Origin of the sequence: Terrabacter sp. RAF57, from assembly GCF_052113925.1 — a bacterium.
GTDB lineage: Bacteria > Actinomycetota > Actinomycetes > Actinomycetales > Dermatophilaceae > Terrabacter.
Window position 1 is genome coordinate 271,051 of sequence record NZ_JBFRDT010000004.1, and the last position, 17,360, is coordinate 288,410.

The 17,360-nt window shown below is 71.7% G+C and carries 16 protein-coding genes; 1 reads left to right on the plus strand and 15 read right to left on the minus strand.

Features of this window, described 5'->3' with window-relative positions:
* Nucleotides 1-10: 10 nt before the first annotated feature.
* The 15 genes from AB4Y83_RS08450 to AB4Y83_RS08520 form a co-directional block, all read right to left on the minus strand.
* Nucleotides 11-1,513 (minus strand): M23 family metallopeptidase, encoded by a 1,503-nt coding sequence (locus AB4Y83_RS08450; RefSeq protein WP_442296542.1) that lies wholly within the window; start codon nt 1,511-1,513, stop codon nt 11-13.
* Between the two features lie 146 nt (nt 1,514-1,659).
* Nucleotides 1,660-2,565 carry a permease-like cell division protein FtsX gene (ftsX, locus tag AB4Y83_RS08455; protein WP_056775782.1) on the minus strand — a complete coding sequence of 302 codons (906 nt, stop codon included), beginning with the start codon at nt 2,563-2,565 and terminating at the stop codon, nt 1,660-1,662.
* Nucleotides 2,566-2,589: 24 nt separating this feature from the next.
* Nucleotides 2,590-3,486 (minus strand): cell division ATP-binding protein FtsE, encoded by an 897-nt coding sequence (gene ftsE, locus AB4Y83_RS08460; protein WP_442275642.1) that lies wholly within the window; start codon nt 3,484-3,486, stop codon nt 2,590-2,592.
* A gap of 182 nt (nt 3,487-3,668) precedes the next feature.
* On the minus strand, nt 3,669-4,139 hold the full coding sequence (locus tag AB4Y83_RS08465; protein ID WP_442275643.1) for a hypothetical protein: 471 nt from the start codon (nt 4,137-4,139) through the stop codon (nt 3,669-3,671).
* Between the two features lie 134 nt (nt 4,140-4,273).
* Entirely contained in the window at nt 4,274-5,386 is a 1,113-nt protein-coding gene (gene prfB / locus AB4Y83_RS08470; protein ID WP_442275644.1) for a peptide chain release factor 2, read from the minus strand.
* A 171-nt stretch (nt 5,387-5,557) separates the two neighbouring features.
* Nucleotides 5,558-6,085 carry a matrixin family metalloprotease gene (locus tag AB4Y83_RS08475; protein ID WP_442275645.1) on the minus strand — a complete coding sequence of 176 codons (528 nt, stop codon included), beginning with the start codon at nt 6,083-6,085 and terminating at the stop codon, nt 5,558-5,560.
* A 288-nt stretch (nt 6,086-6,373) separates the two neighbouring features.
* The gene (locus AB4Y83_RS08480) at nt 6,374-6,832 is read right to left on the minus strand and encodes a lamin tail domain-containing protein (protein WP_442275646.1); all 459 of its coding nucleotides are present in this window, start codon (nt 6,830-6,832) and stop codon (nt 6,374-6,376) included.
* Nucleotides 6,833-7,212: 380 nt separating this feature from the next.
* Nucleotides 7,213-7,665 carry a hypothetical protein gene (locus AB4Y83_RS08485; RefSeq protein WP_442296543.1) on the minus strand — a complete coding sequence of 151 codons (453 nt, stop codon included), beginning with the start codon at nt 7,663-7,665 and terminating at the stop codon, nt 7,213-7,215.
* Nucleotides 7,666-8,045: 380 nt separating this feature from the next.
* Nucleotides 8,046-8,555, minus strand: a complete 510-nt coding sequence (locus AB4Y83_RS08490) for a pilus assembly protein TadG-related protein (protein ID WP_442275648.1) — start codon at nt 8,553-8,555, stop codon at nt 8,046-8,048.
* Nucleotides 8,552-9,016 (minus strand): pilus assembly protein, encoded by a 465-nt coding sequence (locus AB4Y83_RS08495; RefSeq protein WP_442296544.1) that lies wholly within the window; start codon nt 9,014-9,016, stop codon nt 8,552-8,554. The genes AB4Y83_RS08490 and AB4Y83_RS08495 overlap by 4 nt, the downstream gene beginning before the upstream one ends.
* Nucleotides 9,013-9,387, minus strand: coding sequence for a TadE/TadG family type IV pilus assembly protein (locus AB4Y83_RS08500; RefSeq protein WP_442275690.1), 375 nt, complete (start codon nt 9,385-9,387; stop codon nt 9,013-9,015). Before AB4Y83_RS08500 ends, AB4Y83_RS08495 begins: the two co-directional genes overlap by 4 nt.
* A gap of 71 nt (nt 9,388-9,458) precedes the next feature.
* A complete protein-coding gene (locus AB4Y83_RS08505; protein ID WP_442275650.1) occupies nt 9,459-9,674 on the minus strand; it encodes a hypothetical protein in 216 nt (71 codons plus the stop codon).
* Between the two features lie 53 nt (nt 9,675-9,727).
* Entirely contained in the window at nt 9,728-10,705 is a 978-nt protein-coding gene (locus tag AB4Y83_RS08510; protein ID WP_442296545.1) for a type II secretion system F family protein, read from the minus strand.
* On the minus strand, nt 10,702-11,568 hold the full coding sequence (locus tag AB4Y83_RS08515) for a type II secretion system F family protein (RefSeq protein WP_442296597.1): 867 nt from the start codon (nt 11,566-11,568) through the stop codon (nt 10,702-10,704). Before AB4Y83_RS08515 ends, AB4Y83_RS08510 begins: the two co-directional genes overlap by 4 nt.
* Nucleotides 11,568-12,806, minus strand: a complete 1,239-nt coding sequence (locus AB4Y83_RS08520; protein WP_442275665.1) for a CpaF family protein — start codon at nt 12,804-12,806, stop codon at nt 11,568-11,570. The genes AB4Y83_RS08515 and AB4Y83_RS08520 overlap by 1 nt, the downstream gene beginning before the upstream one ends.
* Before the next feature lie 252 nt (nt 12,807-13,058).
* On the opposite strand from AB4Y83_RS08520, the gene AB4Y83_RS08525 reads away from it, so the two are divergent.
* On the plus strand, nt 13,059-17,348 hold the full coding sequence (locus AB4Y83_RS08525; protein WP_442296546.1) for an FtsK/SpoIIIE domain-containing protein: 4,290 nt from the start codon (nt 13,059-13,061) through the stop codon (nt 17,346-17,348).
* Nucleotides 17,349-17,360 lie beyond the last annotated feature (12 nt).

The window sequence follows — 17,360 nt, forward strand, 5'->3', positions numbered from 1 at the left end:
GGAGGGCGGGTCAGAGCCACTTGCGGGGGTTGACCGGCGTGCCGTCCTCGTAGGTGCCGAAGTGCAGGTGGCAGCCCGTCGAGTAGCCCGTCGTGCCGGAGTAGCCGATGAGCTGGCCGCGGTTCACGCTGCCGCCGAACTTCACGATGCTCGACAGGTGGTTGTAGCTCGTGACGAGGTCGACGCCGCGGTGGATCCCGTGGTCGATGAGGATCTGGTTGCCCCACCCGCTCGCCCGCCAACCCGCGCGGATGATGTCGCCCGGCGCCGCGGCATACACCGGGGTGCCGCACGCGATGCCCCAGTCGAGACCGTCGTGCAGCATCCACTTCTGGAGCACGGGGTGCCACCGCATGCCGAAGCCGGAGGTCGTCGGGCCGATGGCGGGGTAGCTGAGGTAGTTCGACGGAGTCGGGTCGCTCTGCACCGGCGGCGGCGTCTTGGGGATGTAGACCTGTCCGCGCTTCTTGGCGGCGGCGGCCTTGGCCCGCTCGGCGCGGATCTTCGCGGCGCGCTCGGCGCGCAGCCTGGCCTGGCGCTTCTGCTCGGCGATCCGGGCCTGGCGGGCCCGCTCGACGAGGACGGCCTGCAGGCGGGCCGACTCGGCGCGGGCCGAGGCGAGGTCTGCGGCCTCGCCCTGCTTCTGCACCGCGAGGTCGGCGGTGTAGGCCGACTGCTTGGACTTCAGCTGGTCGAGCTGCGTCTTGGCCGCGGCGGCGTTCTGCGCGGCGGTGACGGCGTTGTTCTTGGCGATGATCGCCTGGTTCTTGGCCTGCGTGGCGGCCGCGGCGGCCGCCTCGGCCCCGCGCAGGGCGGCCTCGGCCTGTCGCTTGAGCTCGGCGATCTCGCCGCGCACGGACGTGAGGTACGAGCGGGTCGAGGTGTTGTCGGCCGTCATCGCGGCGAGCTTGTCGATGGTGTCGCTGGCGACCGCACTCGCGGTGTCGGCCATGACGAGCCGGTTGGCGAAGTCCTCCGGCGAGGTGGATCCGAAGACCATCCCGAGCTGGGACTCCTGGCCGGACCCCTGGAAGACCTCGGCGGCGTACGAGTCGAGGGCGTCCTGGCTGCCGACGAGGTCGGCGCCGCTCTTGGCGAGCTGCTCCTTGGCGCGCTGCTCGTTGGCCTTGGCCACGGCGAGCTTCTGGGCCACGGCCTCGTTGTGGGCGCGGGCCTTCGCCTCGGCGGCGATCGCGCGGGCCTCGGTGGCCTCGGCCGCCACCTGGGCGGCCTGGGCGCGCACCTGGGCCGCCTGCGCGGAGGTGACGCGCTGCTGGGCGATCGGGAGCGCGGCGTTGGTGCGCTGGAGGTTGACGTAGGCGCGCGCGAGCGCGGCGTTCGTGCCCTCGAGCTGCTGACCCAGCGTGGCGATCTTCTGGTCGTTGCGCTTCTTCTGGTCCGACACGGAGTCGGCACGCGCGACGAGCGCCGATCCCAGGGAGACGGAACACGTGATGACGAGCCCGGCGGCCGTCAGCCTGGTCGCGGGCCCGCTCTTCTCAGAACGCCTCATGAGCCACATATGCTCCATTGGTACCACACGTCACTCGCGTTGGGGAGAAATCGTCACGATCAGGGCCGCATGCCGGCCCGGGACAGCATGCGACGCCGCCTCGGTCCCTGGCAGCGAATTCGGGAAATTGTGCAGAGCGGGCCGCGTCAGACGCGCAGGTAACGGCGCAGCGTCACCCAGGACGTGAGGCTCGAGAGCACGATGACGCCGACGACGACGAACGGCGCGACGTAGTAGACGTCCGCCACCCCGATGAAGGCGGTGTCCGTCAGGGTCTGGCTCAGGAAGCCGACGACGCCGTAGCGCACCGTGGCCCAGAGCATGCCCATCGCCAGGACCGCGCCGAGCACGCTCGCCAGGACGGTCTCCATGACGAACGGGAAGCGGATCGTGAAGTTCGAGGCGCCGACGAGGCGCATGATGCCGGTCTCACGCCTACGGCTGAAGGCGGTCTGGCGGATCGTCGTCGAGATGAGCATGACGGCCGCGAGGACCATGAGTGAGGAGAGCGCGATCGCCGCCCACGACACGGTGTTCATGAAGGTGAAGAACTTCTCGAGGAGCTTCTTCTGGTCCTGGACGTCGGCGACCCCGGGCATGCCCTTGATCGAGCTCGCGACGACGTCGAACTTCCCGGCGTCGTTGAGGTTGACCCGGTAGGAGTCGGCGAAGTAGGACTCCCCCGCCCGCGCGAGCGGCGAGTTCTTGTAGGTCTGCTTGAACCGCTCGAACGCCTCGTCGCGCGACTCGTAGTAGACCTCCTTGACCGTCGGCTTGAGGGCCTCCAGCTCGGCCTTGATCGCCGTCCGCTGGGCGTCGGTCGTGGCCTCGCCCGCGCAGTTGGTGAAGCGGGTCTTCTCGGCGCAGAGCATCACCGTGACCTGGACGCGGTCGTACCAGTAGTCCTTCATGGTGTCGACCTGCCGCTGGCCCATGAGGCCGAGGCCGAGGAGGTACATCGAGATCATCGTGACGATGACGACCGAGACGGCCATCGAGAGGTTTCGCCGGAGGCCGTTGCCGATCTCGCCGACGAGGAACTGGAATCGCATGTCGTGTCTCGCTTCGTCTCGCGCTCAGCGGTCGCTCGTCTGGACGGCCTTGTGCCGCCGGAAGATTCCGCTCTTGCTGCGTGGCGCGTCGGCGTCGCGCCCGATGGGCGGCAGCCCGTCCGGCTCGTCCGTGTCGTATGCCGTGGGGTCCCCGTCGTCGTAGCCGTCGGACACCTCGGGCTCGGCCGCGCGGCGCGGCGCCTCGGCCTCCTCGTCGAGCCGGATGCGCGGGATGGAACCGGTCGTGTAGTCGCCGGCCTCCATGTCGCTGACGAGCACGCCGCGGTCGAGGCGGATGACGCGCTTGCGCATGGCGTTGACGGTGACGGTGTCGTGGGTGGCCATGACGACGGTCGTCCCGGTGCGGTTGATGCGGTCGAGCAGCTGGACGATGCCCAGGCTCGTGTCGGGGTCGAGGTTGCCGGTGGGCTCGTCGGCGAGCAGGACCGGCGGCCGGTTCACGAAGGCCCGGGCGATGGCGACGCGCTGCTGCTCACCACCCGAGAGCTGGTGCGGCAGGCGCTTCTCCATGCCGGCCAGGCCCACGAGCTCGAGCGTCTCGGGCACCGTCTGGCGGATGCGGGCCCGGCTGCTGCCGAGGACCTGGAGGGCGTAGGCGACGTTCTGGAAGACCGTCTTGTTGGGCAGCAGGCGGAAGTCCTGGAAGACGCAGCCGATCTCGCGCCGCAGGGCGGGCACCTTGCGCTCCGGCAGGCGGTCGAGGTCGCGGCCCGCGACGAGGATGCGACCCCGGGAGACGTCCTGCTCCTTCATGACGAGCTGCATCATCGTCGACTTGCCCGAACCGGACGTGCCGACGACGAAGGCGAACTCACCGCGCGGGATCTCGAGGCTGACGTCGTCGAGGGCCGGACGAGTCGTCCGCGGGTAGGTCTTCGTGACGTTCTCGAAGAGGATCATGCGACGGGCCTCGACTCGTACTGGACATCAGCTGGGCATCAGCGGGACGGCGGCTGGCCCCGGTGGCACGTGACGGCATACGCCGGCGTGAACAGGACCGGCTCCGAGGCTACGGGCCGACGGACGAAACCCCCGGAAAACGGCCGGCCCCGGCGTGGCGGCCCGCGATGCCCGGCCGGGGCTCAGCAGACGAGCGTCGTCAGGCCCTGGGCCGACTCCGAGCCGGCGCGGGAGAGCTTGCCCCAGCCCTGCGTGCAGAGCGAGGTCGTGCGGACCGGGGTCGAGTAGCTCAGCTGCTGGCGGCTGGCGCCCGTCGTGAAGCCGCGCGCCTCGGGCTCACCACGGACGGCGACGCCGGAGAGCGAGCGGTAGGCGAAGCCGCGCACGTGGTACTGGTCCCAGACGTAGACGGACGTGAAGTTCATCCACGCCGACCCTCGGGCGTCGCGGCACCAGCCGACGTACTGGCGGACGGTGAAGGCGGACATCCCGAGGTCGGAGACGACCTTCCGGTCGCCGATCTGGCGGACGCTGCTGCATGGCGGGGAGGCGCCGCTGGAGGCGGCGGACGCCGCGGGAGCCAGCCCGACGGTGACGGTGGCGGCGACGAGGAGGGCGGCGAGGGTCGTGACGAGGCGGTGGAGGGGTGACATGGGCGGAACCTCTCAGGCGGGAGCGTGAGCTGCGCCGACCCACCGTGGGCGGGGGCCGTCGGGTGGAGCCGACGACGCGACCCTACGAGCGCGGAGGCCGGCGCGCCCGCCGAAAGCGGAGATCGCCCGAGATGTCAGTCCTCGCGGCGGTTCTCACCGATCTGCCACCGGATGCCCGCCTCGATGAAGCCGTCGATGTCACCGTCGAAGACTGCGCTCGGGTTGCCGGTCTCGAACTCGGTGCGCAGGTCCTTGACCATCTGGTACGGGTTGAGCACGTAGGAGCGCATCTGGTCGCCCCAGCTCGCCTTGACGTCGCCCGCCATCTCCTTCTTCACCGCGGCCTCCTCGGCCTTGCGCTGCAGGAGCAGTCGCGACTGGAGGACGCGCAGGGCGGCGGCGCGGTTCTGGATCTGGCTCTTCTCGTTCTGCATCGAGACGACGATGCCGGTCGGGATGTGCGTCATGCGCACCGCCGAGTCGGTCGTGTTGACGCTCTGGCCACCGGGACCGCTCGAACGGAAGACGTCGACCTTGAGCTCGTTCTCGGGGATGTCGACCGAGTCGTCGCTCTCGATGAGCGGGATGACCTCGACGGCCGCGAAGCTCGTCTGCCGACGACCCTGGTTGTCGAACGGGCTGATCCGGACGAGGCGGTGCGTGCCGGCCTCGACGGACAGGTGGCCGAAGGCATACGGCACGTTGACCTCGAAGGTGGCGGACTTGAGGCCGGCCTCCTCGGCGTACGAGGTGTCCATGACCTTCGTCGGGTAGCCGTGGCGCTCGGCCCAGCGGAGGTACATCCGCATGAGCATCTCGGCGAAGTCGGCGGCGTCGACGCCACCGGCACCGGAGCGGATCGTGACGACGGCCTCCCGCTCGTCGTACTCCCCCGACAGCAGGGTGCGGACCTCGAGCTCGCCGACGTCCTTCTTCAGCGTGGCGAGGTCGCGCTCGGCCTCCTCGAGGGTGGCGGCGTCGCTCTCCTCCTGGCCCATCTCGACGAGAGTCTCGAGGTCCTCGATGCGCGCGTCCATCCCGAGGATGCGGTCGCGCTCGGAGTTGGCGCGGGAGAGGGCGCTCGTGACCTGCTGCGCCGCGTCGGGGTCGTCCCAGAGGTCGGGGGCGGAGGCCTGCTGCTCGAGCTCGTCGATGGTCCGGGCGAGCTCGTCGAGGTTCGTGACCCCGCGCACGGAGTCCATCGTCGCGCGCAGGTCCTTGATCTCTTGCGTGAAGTCAACAGCCACGATCGAACAGCCTACGGCAGCGGCGAGCCGCCCCGCGCACGCCGGGCTGCGCTCCCGGAGCATCTCCCACCCCGTGGCCGGGGTCTCCTGGACGCGCATCGGGCCCACGGCATACGCCGCGGGCCCGATGTGGTTGTGGTGCAAGCTCCCCCGAGCAGTGGTGCGGGTCGATCAGTAGTTGCCGGCCATCCAGCGGATGTCGGCGGCCGTGGGCCGGGTGAGTGCCGTGTTGGAGTTCGTCGACGGGTACATGACGCTCTTGGCCGACGTCGAGTGCGGCAGGCCGCCGCAGTGGCCGAGCTCGTGGATGGCGAGGTGCTCGCCGGCGTACATGGTCGCGAACAGCGGGTCGAGACGAACGGTGCAGCCCGTGATGACACCTCCACCACTGACGAGGGTTGCATCACCGATCGCGCCGTCCGAGGTCGCCTGTTGCGCGAGGACCGTGATGTTGGCCTTGGTGGCGTCGCTCGTCATGGCCACGTTCCACCCTGACTTGCGCCACTCCGAGACTGCCTCAGCGACCTTGTACGAGTTGTTTCCGCCGGTGGAGTCGTAGACGAGGGCCTGGGTCGCCCAGTGGCCCCAGTAGGCCGCCGTGACGGTGGGGGTAGGGGTGGGCTTGGCGGCCTGCGAGGGTGCGGCCGCGCCGACGGCGAGACCGACGGCTGCGAGGACGACGAAGATGATCCGCTTCATGTGCCTTCTCCTGCTGTGGGGGATGTGCTGGGGGCTCAGGACTGATGGGGCTCCATGCGGTGTGTTCGGACAGACGCCGAGACCACCCGTGGGGTAGGTGGTCTCGAGGGGAGTTGGCGCTGTTTGTCCAAATTATCGACTTCGTGACGTAATGCGGCCTTTTTGACGATCTCTTGACCATTACTGGCGCGTTGGTGGGACAACTCCCAGATATGGGGGCACGACGAAGGCCCGCCCCGGATGCGGGGCGGGCCTTCGTTGTGCGGCGTCGGTCGTACGGAGCTGGGCTCAGCAGTACTTCGCGGTGCCGCCTCCGCTCCACGCGCACGTGTCGACCGTCGTGCCCGAGGCGTTCTTGAGGTATGCCGTGTCGCCCGAGTTGTTCCAGACGTACCAGGTCTTGTTGTAGTAGCGGTGCGTCGACGTCGCGGACCCGCGCCCGGTGTGGACCGTCACGGTGGCGCCCGCCTTGAGGGTGAAGGTCGGGAACCGGTAGGTGTAGCCGGTCTTGTCGCGCAGGGTCCAGCCGGTGAGGACGCGGTTGCTGCGCGTCGTGTTCTTGATGACGACGTACTCCGCGTTGAGGCTCGTGTTGCTGCCGGTGTCGGAGCCGGGTGAGTCGTACTGGACCTTGTAGATCATGATCGCCGGCAGCGCCTGGGCCGAGGTCGCGGCGGCGATGGGTGCGGCCACGGCGAGGCCGAGACCGGCGGTGGCCACGAGGGCCTTGGTGATGAACGTGCGCATGCTTCCCTGTCTGTCGTCGCGACCCCGTGGTCGCGGCACGTGCGGATGGCGCCGCCCTTCGGACGGCGCCATCACTCCCTGTCTCGACGCGCCACGCCGCCAGGCCTTGGACGTGCTGGGCGGTGTGGGCGTCGTCGACGGACGCTAGTGCGGATCCGTCTGGCGTGTGAGCGTTTTGGGGGTTTTTGCGTCGGTGAGTGGGCGATCAGGGGTTGGCGACGTCCTGGGTGCGGCCCAGCTTCCCCCGACCGCGCCGGTGCGAGCCACGACCCCCGCCGCGAGGACGGTGTCGGTGTCCACGTCGAGTCACAGGCAGGACATGGACTGGGTGCCGTCGGTCGAGAAGCGGTCGGCGAGCCAGCGTGCCCAGTTGGACGTCGTCATGGGACGTCGCCCTTGCCGGAGCGCACGAGCACCACGGGCGTGATTGTCGGCCGCTCGTGGTCGGAACATCCGCCGGCTCCGGGCGCGAGGCGGAGCCACTCGAGCATGCGCGCCGTCGCCCACGCCGACCGGCCCGTGGGCGGCGGGGCCGCGACCGAGACGAGGAACGCGTCGACCTGGGCGAGCACGAGCGTCCCCAGGTCGGCCACGAGCATCACGGCGGCCAGGTGCTCGCGTCCGGCAGCGCGGCCGAGGCGCGCCGCCTCGACGGCATCCTCCAGGGACTGCTTCTCCGAGTCCGGGACGGGCGGGTCGGCAAGGAGGTCAGCGAGCTCGGCCTTCGCCTCGGCCAGCGCAGCGGTGGCCTTGGCGGCTGCGGTGGCTGCGGTGGATGCGGTGGCTGCCCCCGCCTTGGCGGTCGCGGCCGCCCCCGGGTCGAAGGTGCTCACGGCGGCCCGCGGGGCGGCCGAGCCGTTTCTGCGGCGGACTGCGACCCAAGGTCCGGAAAGGGTCGAGGAACACCGTGCCCGGCAGTGGCGAGTGCGCCGACCACCGCGACCGCACACGTGGAGTCCTCGTGCGTCACGGCAGACGTCGCGCCGCGGTCTTGTCCGCCTCGGCGAGAGCCTCGGCGAGAGCCTCGTCGACGGCGGACTACTGGGCCTCACGCCGCAGGTCAGCCGGAAGGTGCTCCAACGGATCGGGGTCGGCCACGGGGCCCCTGTCGGTCGGCGACGCGGATCAGCCGGTTGCGCCACGTAGGTCCCTCCCGCCCCTCGACGGTCGGTGATCACCACAGGTGGTCCGTGTGCCGCGGCTCCGCCCCGAGTCACCCGAGCGGCGCGCGGGCCCGGGACGTCACGGTGATGGTGACGCTGCCGCCCAGGGTCTCGAGGACCCACCCGCTCATCGGAAGCGTCGCCGTCCCCTGGATCGTCACGACAGCTGTGGCGCCGTCGCTCGTGCCGGTGCCGGGGACGACGGACCACGCGGTGATCCCGGACGGCAGCGGTGTGCGCGCCAGATGGGCCGTGGCGGCGCTGGCCACGGACTCGTCGGTGATGGCGAGCTGGTCGAGGACGCCGCCCTCGTAGGCGGCGCGCTCGTCGAGCGCATCGGCGGCGTCGAGAGCCGCCGAGTCTGCGGCGTCGAGCAGGCGCATGCGCGCCAGCTGAGCCGCGGTGACGTCGACGGCGCCGAGGACCAGGAGGGTCGCGAGCACGAACAGGCCGAGGGCGAGGACGCCGATCTGGCCCTCGTCGCGGGCTCGATTGTGACCTGTCCGAGCGCGGAGGCGACGGACGACGGCCCGGAGGCGGACGGCATACGTGCTCGTCATCGCGCCACGAACCGGTCGACGGAGGCGACGTGGGTCGACGAGACGGTCACGGAGGCCGGCACGTGCGACGCGATGAAGTCCGGCACGAGCGGAAGCCGGACCTTGATCGTCGCCGTGGAGGTCACCGTTCCGTCGGGGCGCAGGCAGGGAGAGCCGTCGCACGCCACGGACACCGCTGCGCCGTCCTCGAAGGAGAAGTCGGTGAAGGCCAGCTGGGCCGCCGCTCGGGCACGGGCATAGCCGTCGTCGTCGGACCGCGCCGTGACGAAGGCTCGGCCAGCCTCCCGCCCGGCCAGCGACGCCGAGAAGGAGGCTGCCTGGAGCCGAGCCGCTGTGAGCACGAGGTAGGTGAGCGGGAGCAGGAGCAGGAGGCCGAGGAAGATGAACTCGAGGATGGCGCGACCAGCCTCGACGTCACTCCGGCGGCCAGCCCGGGCGAGGACGTCCTGCGGCCGGATCATCGGGTGCCTCCGGCCACGACCTGCTCCTCGCTGAAGGCGCGACCGGACACCGTGAGTGCGCCCGTGGGTCCGATCGGACCGATGACCGGCAGCGGCGCCGTCACGCGGACCTCCACGACGCGCACCCCCGAGGCGGTGACGGAACGGGTGGCGCTCACGTCCTGGGCGAACGTCGAGCTCAACGCCGAGGTGATGAGCGCCTCGGTGCGTGCGATGCCGTCACCGGGCTGCGCATCGGCTCGAGCGCCGTAGCGGGCGCCCTCGGACGCGGCCGAGATCAGCGTGTTGCGCACGTAGAGCGCCAGGCCGAGCTGGAAGACCCCCATCGCGACGACCAGCAGAAGTGCAGCCACCATGACGAACTCCGCTATGGCAGAACCACGCTCGCGATCAGCTGCGCTGGTTGAGGGGTGCTCCAGCCGGGCCAGGAGCGACCCGGGCGTCACGGGCCCTTGACGTCCGAGATGGCGTCGCTGAAGAGCTGCCCGAGCTGGGGGCCGGCGAGGGCCCACAGCGCGGTGACGAGCCCCGCGGTCATGATCGTGATGAGGACCCAGCCGGGGACGTCCCCACGGTCACGAGCGCCGGCGATCCGACGAGACACGGCGGTCGTGACGGCCGCTCGGGCTCGGGCGTGTGCCGTGATGATGCGGTTCATTCTCTTTCTCCCTGTGTTGGATTGCGGTGACAGGACACTCGGTGGGCCGGGCGTCAGAGCTTGAGGTGGAGGAAGCTGAGGCCGGGGTAGAGCGCGAAGAGCACCGTCACCGGCAAGGTGAGGAAGACGATGGGGACCATCATGTAGATCTCCTTCTTCCCGCCCTCCTCCATGAGGGTGCGTCGCCCGTCCTCGCGGACGTCCTGCGCCTGGGCCCTGAGCACGTCGGCGAGCGGCGTCCCACGCTCGACGGCGACGACGATGCCGTCGACGAAACGGGTCAGGCTCATCAGCCCGGTGCGGTCGGCGAGACCCTGGAGTGCCGTGGGCAGGTTGGCCCCAGCCCGGGCGTCGGCCAGGCACCGGCGCAGCTCGTCGGAGAGCTCTCCGCGGGACAGGCGGCAGACGCGTTCCAGCGCGCCGACGGCACCCTCTCCCGCGCTGACAGCAAGGGCGAGCAGTTCTGCGACGGTGGGGAACTCGGTGAGCATGCGGGCCTCGCGCCGGCTCGCGGCGCGGCTGAGGAGGTAGTCGCGACCGGCGATCCCGCCGAGCACCCCGACGATCACCATCGACACGAGGACCGGCACCGGAAAACGTCGCTGCGCGACGGCGACGACGGCAGTGAAGGCGAGACCACCCAGTCCCCCACCTGCCCCGGCCATGACCTGCTCGGCGCGAAACCGTTCCACGTCCGCGGGTTGCCCCGCTCGGAGCTGCCGACGCGCCACGGAGGGGGCGCCGCCGACGAGCGCGCCCACCCCGGAGCCCAACCTGGCCACGTAGGGCGCGAGCAGCTCACCGAAGCCGAACGGACCACGCGGCGGGGCCGGCCGGGAGAGCAACGTCGACGGGCGGGGCGTGTCGCGCAGGTAGGGCTCCAGGCGGTCGTCGAGGGTCGGGCGGCGGCTCGCGGGCAGTCCGGCGACGACGAGAGCGATGCCCGCGACGAGGCACACGCCCGCGCTCGCGCCGACCCAGGACCACCCGTCGGCGACGAACTCGCTGAGTCGACCCGCCAGCCCGTTCACCGGAGGACCCGCTCTTCCTCGGGGAGTCGCCCGATCCACACCATGGTCCGGTAGGCCACGACGCACAGCGCAGCCCCGACCGCGAGGACGGCCCAGCCCGTTGGCGATGAGTAGGCCGCGAGCGAGCTGCCGTTGAGGGCGAGCAGCCCGAGGACGACCCACGGGGCGCCGGCTGCGAGACGGGCTGCGTTGACCGTCCAGCTCTGCCGGGTCTCGAGCTCGGAGCGGGTGCGGGCATCCTCACGCAGGAAGGACGACAGGGTGCGGAGCAGCTTCCCGAGGTCGCTGCCACCCACCTCGCGGGCGATCCGGAGCGACTCGACGATGCGGTCTCCGACCGGGTCGCTGAGCCGGTCCTTGAGCCGGTCGAGACATTCGTGGAAACGCCCTGTCGTCCGGTAGTCCTCCGCGAACGCGGCGAAGGCCGGACGCAGCTCGGCCGGACCGCGGACGGCGAGCTGCGAGAGTGCCTCGGGAAGCGCCAGGCCCGCCCGCACGCCCGACGTGATGTTGTCGACGACGTCGGGCCACAGGTCGCGAAGCTTGTTGCGGCGCTTGCGCGCTCGCATTCGCACGAGCGAGAGCGGGATCGCGCCTGCCATGAGGCTGAAGCACAACGAGATCGGGACGACGCGCGTCAGGGCGAGGACCAGGACGAAGGCCACGACGAAGAGCACGACCGACCCGGCGACGACGTTGCCGGGCGTGACCGACGAGTACCCGGCCTGGGTGAGGTGGTCACGCAGCTCGACGATGAAGCCGCCCCGGTCGACCTTCTCGCGGGCGGGCTCCTGGGGCCAGGAGGACCAGTAGACGAAGAAGACGCCGACACCGAGCAACAGGCCGATCGCCAGAGGCGAGATCACGAGTCCGCCTGACCGAGAAGGGCCGCCACGTCGTAACCCGCCCGCTCGAAGGCCTCCCGGTGGGGCGGGAACCCGTCGGCCCGTCGCAGGGCACCCTCGCGCGTGACGAAGAGGTCGGCGATCTCGATGACGTCCCCCTCGGCCCGTCCGGGAACGGCAACGATCTCTCGGACCCGTCGGACGCCGTCGCGCTCGAGGGCGACGTGGACGACGACGTCGACCGCCGCCGCCACCGTCGGAACGACGAAGCGGCTCGAGACGTTCTCGCCGGCGAGCAGAGGGAGCGTGCACATCTTCGTGACGGCCTCGCGGGCGCTGTTGGCGTGCACGGTGCACATGCCCGGCACGCCGCTGTTCAGGGCGATGAGCAGGTCGAGGCTCTCCTCCTGCCGCACCTCGCCGACGATGATGCGCGACGGACGCATCCGCAGCGCCTCCTTGACGAGGCGGCGCAGCGGGACCTCGCCCGTGCCCTCGAGGCTGGGTTGGCGGCACTGCATGGCGGCCACGTCGCGCTGCGGGATCTTCAGCTCGAAGACCTCCTCGCAGGTCACGATGCGCTCGCGGGGCGGGATCGCGGCGGCGAGGCAGTTGAGCAGCGTCGTCTTGCCCGCTTGGGTGCCGCCGGCCACGAGCACGTTGAGGCCGCTCGCGACGGCGGCCTCGAGGAACGTCGCCGCCTGTCGGGGCATCGTGCCGAGCCGGACGAGGTCGTCGAGGTGGTCGGCCTTGACGACGAACTTGCGGATGTTGACCTGCCAGTGCGCCCTGCTGATGTCGGGGATGACGACATGGAGCCGTGAGCCGTCGGCGAGCGTCGCGTCGACGAAGGGGCTGCTGAGGTCGACGCGCCGGCCGCTGCTCTTGAGCATCCTCTCGACGAGGTCGCGCACGTCGTCGGCCGTGAGGATCGTGGGGGTCAGCTCGGCGATCCCGCCGCGGGCCACGAAGACGCGTGAGGGCTCGTTGATCCAGATCTCCTCGACGGCGGCGTCGTCGAAGTACTGCTGGAGCGGACCGTAGCCGGCGACGACGGCCAGGATCGAGTGAACGGCGAGTCGCTGATCTCCGAGGGTCGGCAGACCCCCGTGGAGGGAGCGCTCGTCGTAGTCCTGCACGGCGTCCTGGACGAGACGGCGTACGGCCTTGGAGTCATGTGCGGGATCGAGACCCGACCGACGGATCAGCTCACGGACCTCGCCCTCGACGTGGCGCACCGCTTCCTGTGTGGACATGCGTTCCCCTGAACCCTGTGAGTTGCTACGCCCGACATCCTGCCCGGACTGTCGCGATCTGGCGCGTCCAAGCTAGGTCAAATGCGTCCAAACGCGTGATCTTCCTCCACAGGGTCGCCGTGGGGTGGTGCGAGCGCCGGGCACCGTAGCGGGCCCGGGATCTCGCCGTCGCCATCGTCCACACCTGTGCACGCGCCCCCGGACGACCGGCTCCTGCGCTGTGTCATGGGGGCACACGAGAAGGAGGATCCGGTGCGCCTGACCATGACCGTCGTCGACACCCGTGGGCTCGGCGCGCGTCCGCGACACGTGACGATCGAGGCCCCGTCGGGCACACGCTTCGGCGAGATCCGTCCCGAGCTCGCCGACGTCGCCGGCGTCCGGGGCTGCGGCTTCCGCACCGACGGTCGGCTCGTCACCGACGACGCCCTCGTCGGGGCACCGCCCCTCCTGCGGGGTGCCCTGCTGACCATCACCCGGCTGGGTGATTCCAGCGCGGTCGCGACGGGTCGAGGCGCCGTGCAGCTGCGGCTCGCCGGTGGCGTCGGCGCGGGGCGGGTCGTGTCCCTCGGCAGGGGCGAGCACGTCGTCGGGCGAGCCGCGTCCGCGGACGTACGCCTCGACGACCCGGGCGTCTCCCGCGCCCACGCGGTCGTGACCGTGACCCCAGACCATGTCAGCGTCGTCGACCACCACCCGACCAACGGGTCACGCATCGAGGGGACGCTGCTGCCGAGCGACGGGGCGCGCCTCGAGCCCGGTCAGCTGCTGACCGTGGGGTCGACGACGCTCGTCCTGGGCGGCGTGGACGTCCGCGGCGGCCACCACGATGTCGTGGACGGCGAGGTCCGGATCCACCGCCAGCCGCGCTTCCGCGACGCGGGCGTCCCGCCGTCCGTGACCTTTCCCGAGGTCCCGTCCCGCCCGGACCGACAGCGTGTGCCGCTCCTTGCCTCGCTGGCTCCGGTGGCGCTGTCGGCCGTGCTCGCCGTCGCGCTGTCCTCCCCCGCCCTCCTCCTCTTCGCCCTGATGTCGCCGGTCCTCCTCATCGGACAGTGGTGGAGCGACCGACGCGCTGGTCGGGTGTCGTATCGCCGGCAGGTCCGTGAGCACGCCGCGCTGCTGGCCGAGGCCCGCAGCGCCCTCGCAGAGGCCGTCGCGGCCGACGCGGCCGCCCGGCGCGCGGATCATCCCGACCTCGGACACCTCGAGGCCGTCGCCCGTCGGCGCGGGACCCGGCTGTGGGAGCGACGGCCCTCGGACGACGACCACCTGGTGCTCCGTCTCGGGACCGCGACCCAGCCGACCCGGGTCGACGTGTCCGGCCCGGCACCCGACGGCGTACCGCACGTCAACGGGCTCCCCGCCCTGCTGGATCTCGCGACCTCGGGTGTCGTCGGGGTCGCGGGCCCCCGGGCCCACACGCTCTCGCTCGTCGGCGGCCTGCTCCTGCAGGTGGCGACGTGGCACACGCCCCGCACCGTCCAGGTCCACGTCCTCGCCGACACCCATGGGCACGCGCTCGACTGGGAGTGGGCCGCACACCTCCCCCACGTCCGGGACGACGACGGCTCGCCGGCGCGCGTCACCGGCCGCGCGGCAGACGTGGCACGCCATGTCTCGGCCCTCCGCGAGCTCGTCGACAGCCGACGTGCGGCGGACGACGGTCGCTGGACAGGTTCGCGACGTCCTGCTCCCGACGTCGTCGTGCTCCTCGACGGAGCCAGCGGGCTGCGGGCCCGTCCCGGGGTCGCCGACCTGCTGCGCGACGGCCCCACGGCCGGGATCGTCGCCGTTTGCGTGGACACGGACGTCTCCGCGCTACCGGCCGAGACGCGCGCCACGGTGGAGCTGGACGCCGCTGCACCGTCGGCCACGGTTCGTGCGGAGGGGCACACCCTCACCGGGGTGGTCCCGGACCTGCCGTCGGTCGGCTGGCTCGAAGGCGTCAGCCGGGCCTTGGCGCCGTACGTCGACGCCACACCGGAGTCAGGATCGGCAGCCCTGCCCCGTGACGTGTCGTTCGTCGAGCTGCACCGGGGCGCGGGCGTCGACCCCACGACCGGCGACGGCCTGGCGCTGTCGTGGGCACGCAGCACCGGTCGTCCGGTCGCCCTCCTCGGGCGGTCGACCGGCGGCGACCTCATGGTCGACCTAGCGACGGACGGACCGCACGTGCTCGTCGGCGGGACCACAGGGTCGGGCAAGTCGGAGCTGCTCCAGACCCTCGTGACCGGCCTCGCCGTGAGCAACCGGCCGGATGAGCTCGGCCTGCTCCTCGTGGACTACAAGGGTGGCTCGGCCTTCGGCGACTGCGCGCGGCTGCCGCACACGGTCGGCCTCGTCACCGACCTCGACGTTCACCTGACGGCGCGGGCGCTCACCTCGCTCGATGCCGAGATGAAGCGCCGTGAGCGGCTGCTCGCGCGGGCGTCCGCGCGCGACCTCGACCACTACCGGCGCTCCGCTGGCGTATGCCGTGAGCTCCCTCCCATGTCCCGCCTCGTCATCGTCGTGGACGAGTTCAAGGCCCTCGCCGACGAGTTCCCGGACTTCATCGCGGGCCTCGTGCGCGTCGCGGCCCTCGGTCGGTCGCTCGGTCTCCATCTCGTGCTGGCGACCCAGCGCCCGGCAGGCATCGTCTCCGCCGACATGCGGGCCAACATCGCCCTGCGCATCGCGCTCCGGGTCCGTGACCGCGCCGACAGCGAGGACGTCGTCGACGCCGCAGACGCCGCGTCGCTCGACCCGCGAGCGCCCGGACGAGCCTGCCTACGCTCCGGAGACCGGAGCCTGACCACGGTGCAGACCGCCTACCTCGGCGGCCCGCTGGTCGAGGGCCCCGGGTCGGCGGATCGCACCCGCGTGGTCCCGCGCGACCTGCTGGCCCCGATCGCCCCTCCCGAGGACCTCTCGGACGAGGAGCCCCGCCCCAGCGAGCTCCTCGCCGTCGTCGACGCAGCACGCGACGCTGCTCGTCGCGCCGGCATCCCCTCCCAGCCCCCTCCCTGGCTGCCGCCGCTGCCGACCGAGCTGACCCCGGCCGACGTGATGGTTGCTGCGGCGCGCGCGTCGGGGTCGACGCCGCCGCTCGACGTGCCGATGGGTCTCGTGGACGTGCCCGACGAACAGCGACAGGACACCCTCTGGTGGCGCGCGGGCGACCGCGGCCACCTCGGCATCGCCGGTGGGCCACGCTCGGGCCGCTCCACCGCGCTCGTCACCCTCGCCCTCGGCCTTGCCGGGAGCACCTCACCCGACGACGTGCACGTGCACGTGCTCCAGGGCGTCGCCGGGCCGTGCGCCGCACTCGCGTCGCTCCCGCACGTCGGGACCGTGACCGACGGCGCAGACCCGACCCGCACCCGACGCCTCGTCGCCCGCCTCCTCCGAGTGGTCGACGGCGACCAGCCCGCGGCCGCCTGCACCGTCGTGCTCGTCGACGGCTGGGAGTCGCTCGACGAGGCCCTGTCGAGCCTTGACCACGGCGCCGCCGTCGACGAGCTGCACCGCCTGCTGCGAGACGGCCCCCGGGCGGGGGTGAGGTTCGCCGTCACGGGTGGCCGGGCCATCCTCTCCGGCAGGCTTCCGGGCCTGCTCGACCACCGGCTGGCCCTCCACCTGCCCGACCCGCTGGACCTCACCCTGGCCGGCGTCTCGCCCGAGCTCGCCAGCACGACGAGGACGCCCGGACGGGCGATCGACCTCCGGACCGGCCACGAGGTGCAGCTGGCCGCCACCTCACCCGGCGACGTCGCGGAGGCCGTGGCCCGGGTCGTGGACGTCCACCGTGCCGGCTCCCGGGACCGACGCGCCCGCGTCCCCTGGCGCATCTCGGCGCTGCCGCAGCAGGTGCGGCTCGAGGACCTGCCACCGGTCCGGGACGGCTTGTGGATCGGTGTCGGCGGTGACGACGGCGCACCCCTCGCCCTGCCGCTCGGCGCCGGTCACCGTCGCGTCGTCGTCGCGGGACAGAACAGGTCCGGGCGCTCGACCACCTTGGTGACCGTCGGCGAACAGCTGCTCCGGCTGGGACGACGCGTCTGTGTCGTCAGTCCCCGCCGGTCCGTCCTGTCCCTCTGGGCGGCAGGCCAGGAGTGCCCGACCCTGACACCACACGACGCCACGGAACTGATCGGCATGCGGCGTGACGATCCAGATCTGTGCCTGCTCGTCGACGACGCCGAGCTCGTGGACGGCAGCCGGGTCGAGGCGGCACTCGTCGAGGCTGCTCGCCTCGTCGACGGCACGGAGGGCATCGTCGTGGTCGCAGCAGAGCTGGCCCGCGCGAACGGCGCCTTCCGCGGACTCCTCCCCGAGGTGTCGCGCGACGGGGTCGGGATCCTGCTCGGTGTGACGTCCCCGGGTGATGGCGACGTGCTGGGCGTCCGTCTCGAGATCGACAGCACGCGCCGCGCAGGTCGCGGCCACCTCGTCGTCGACGGCCGCTCGACACCGGTCCAGGTGGCCCTGCTCGACCGTCCGGCGCGCCGGACGTCGGACTCACCGCCCACGACGGCCCCCGCTCTGCCACTCTCGTGACGCACACCCCAG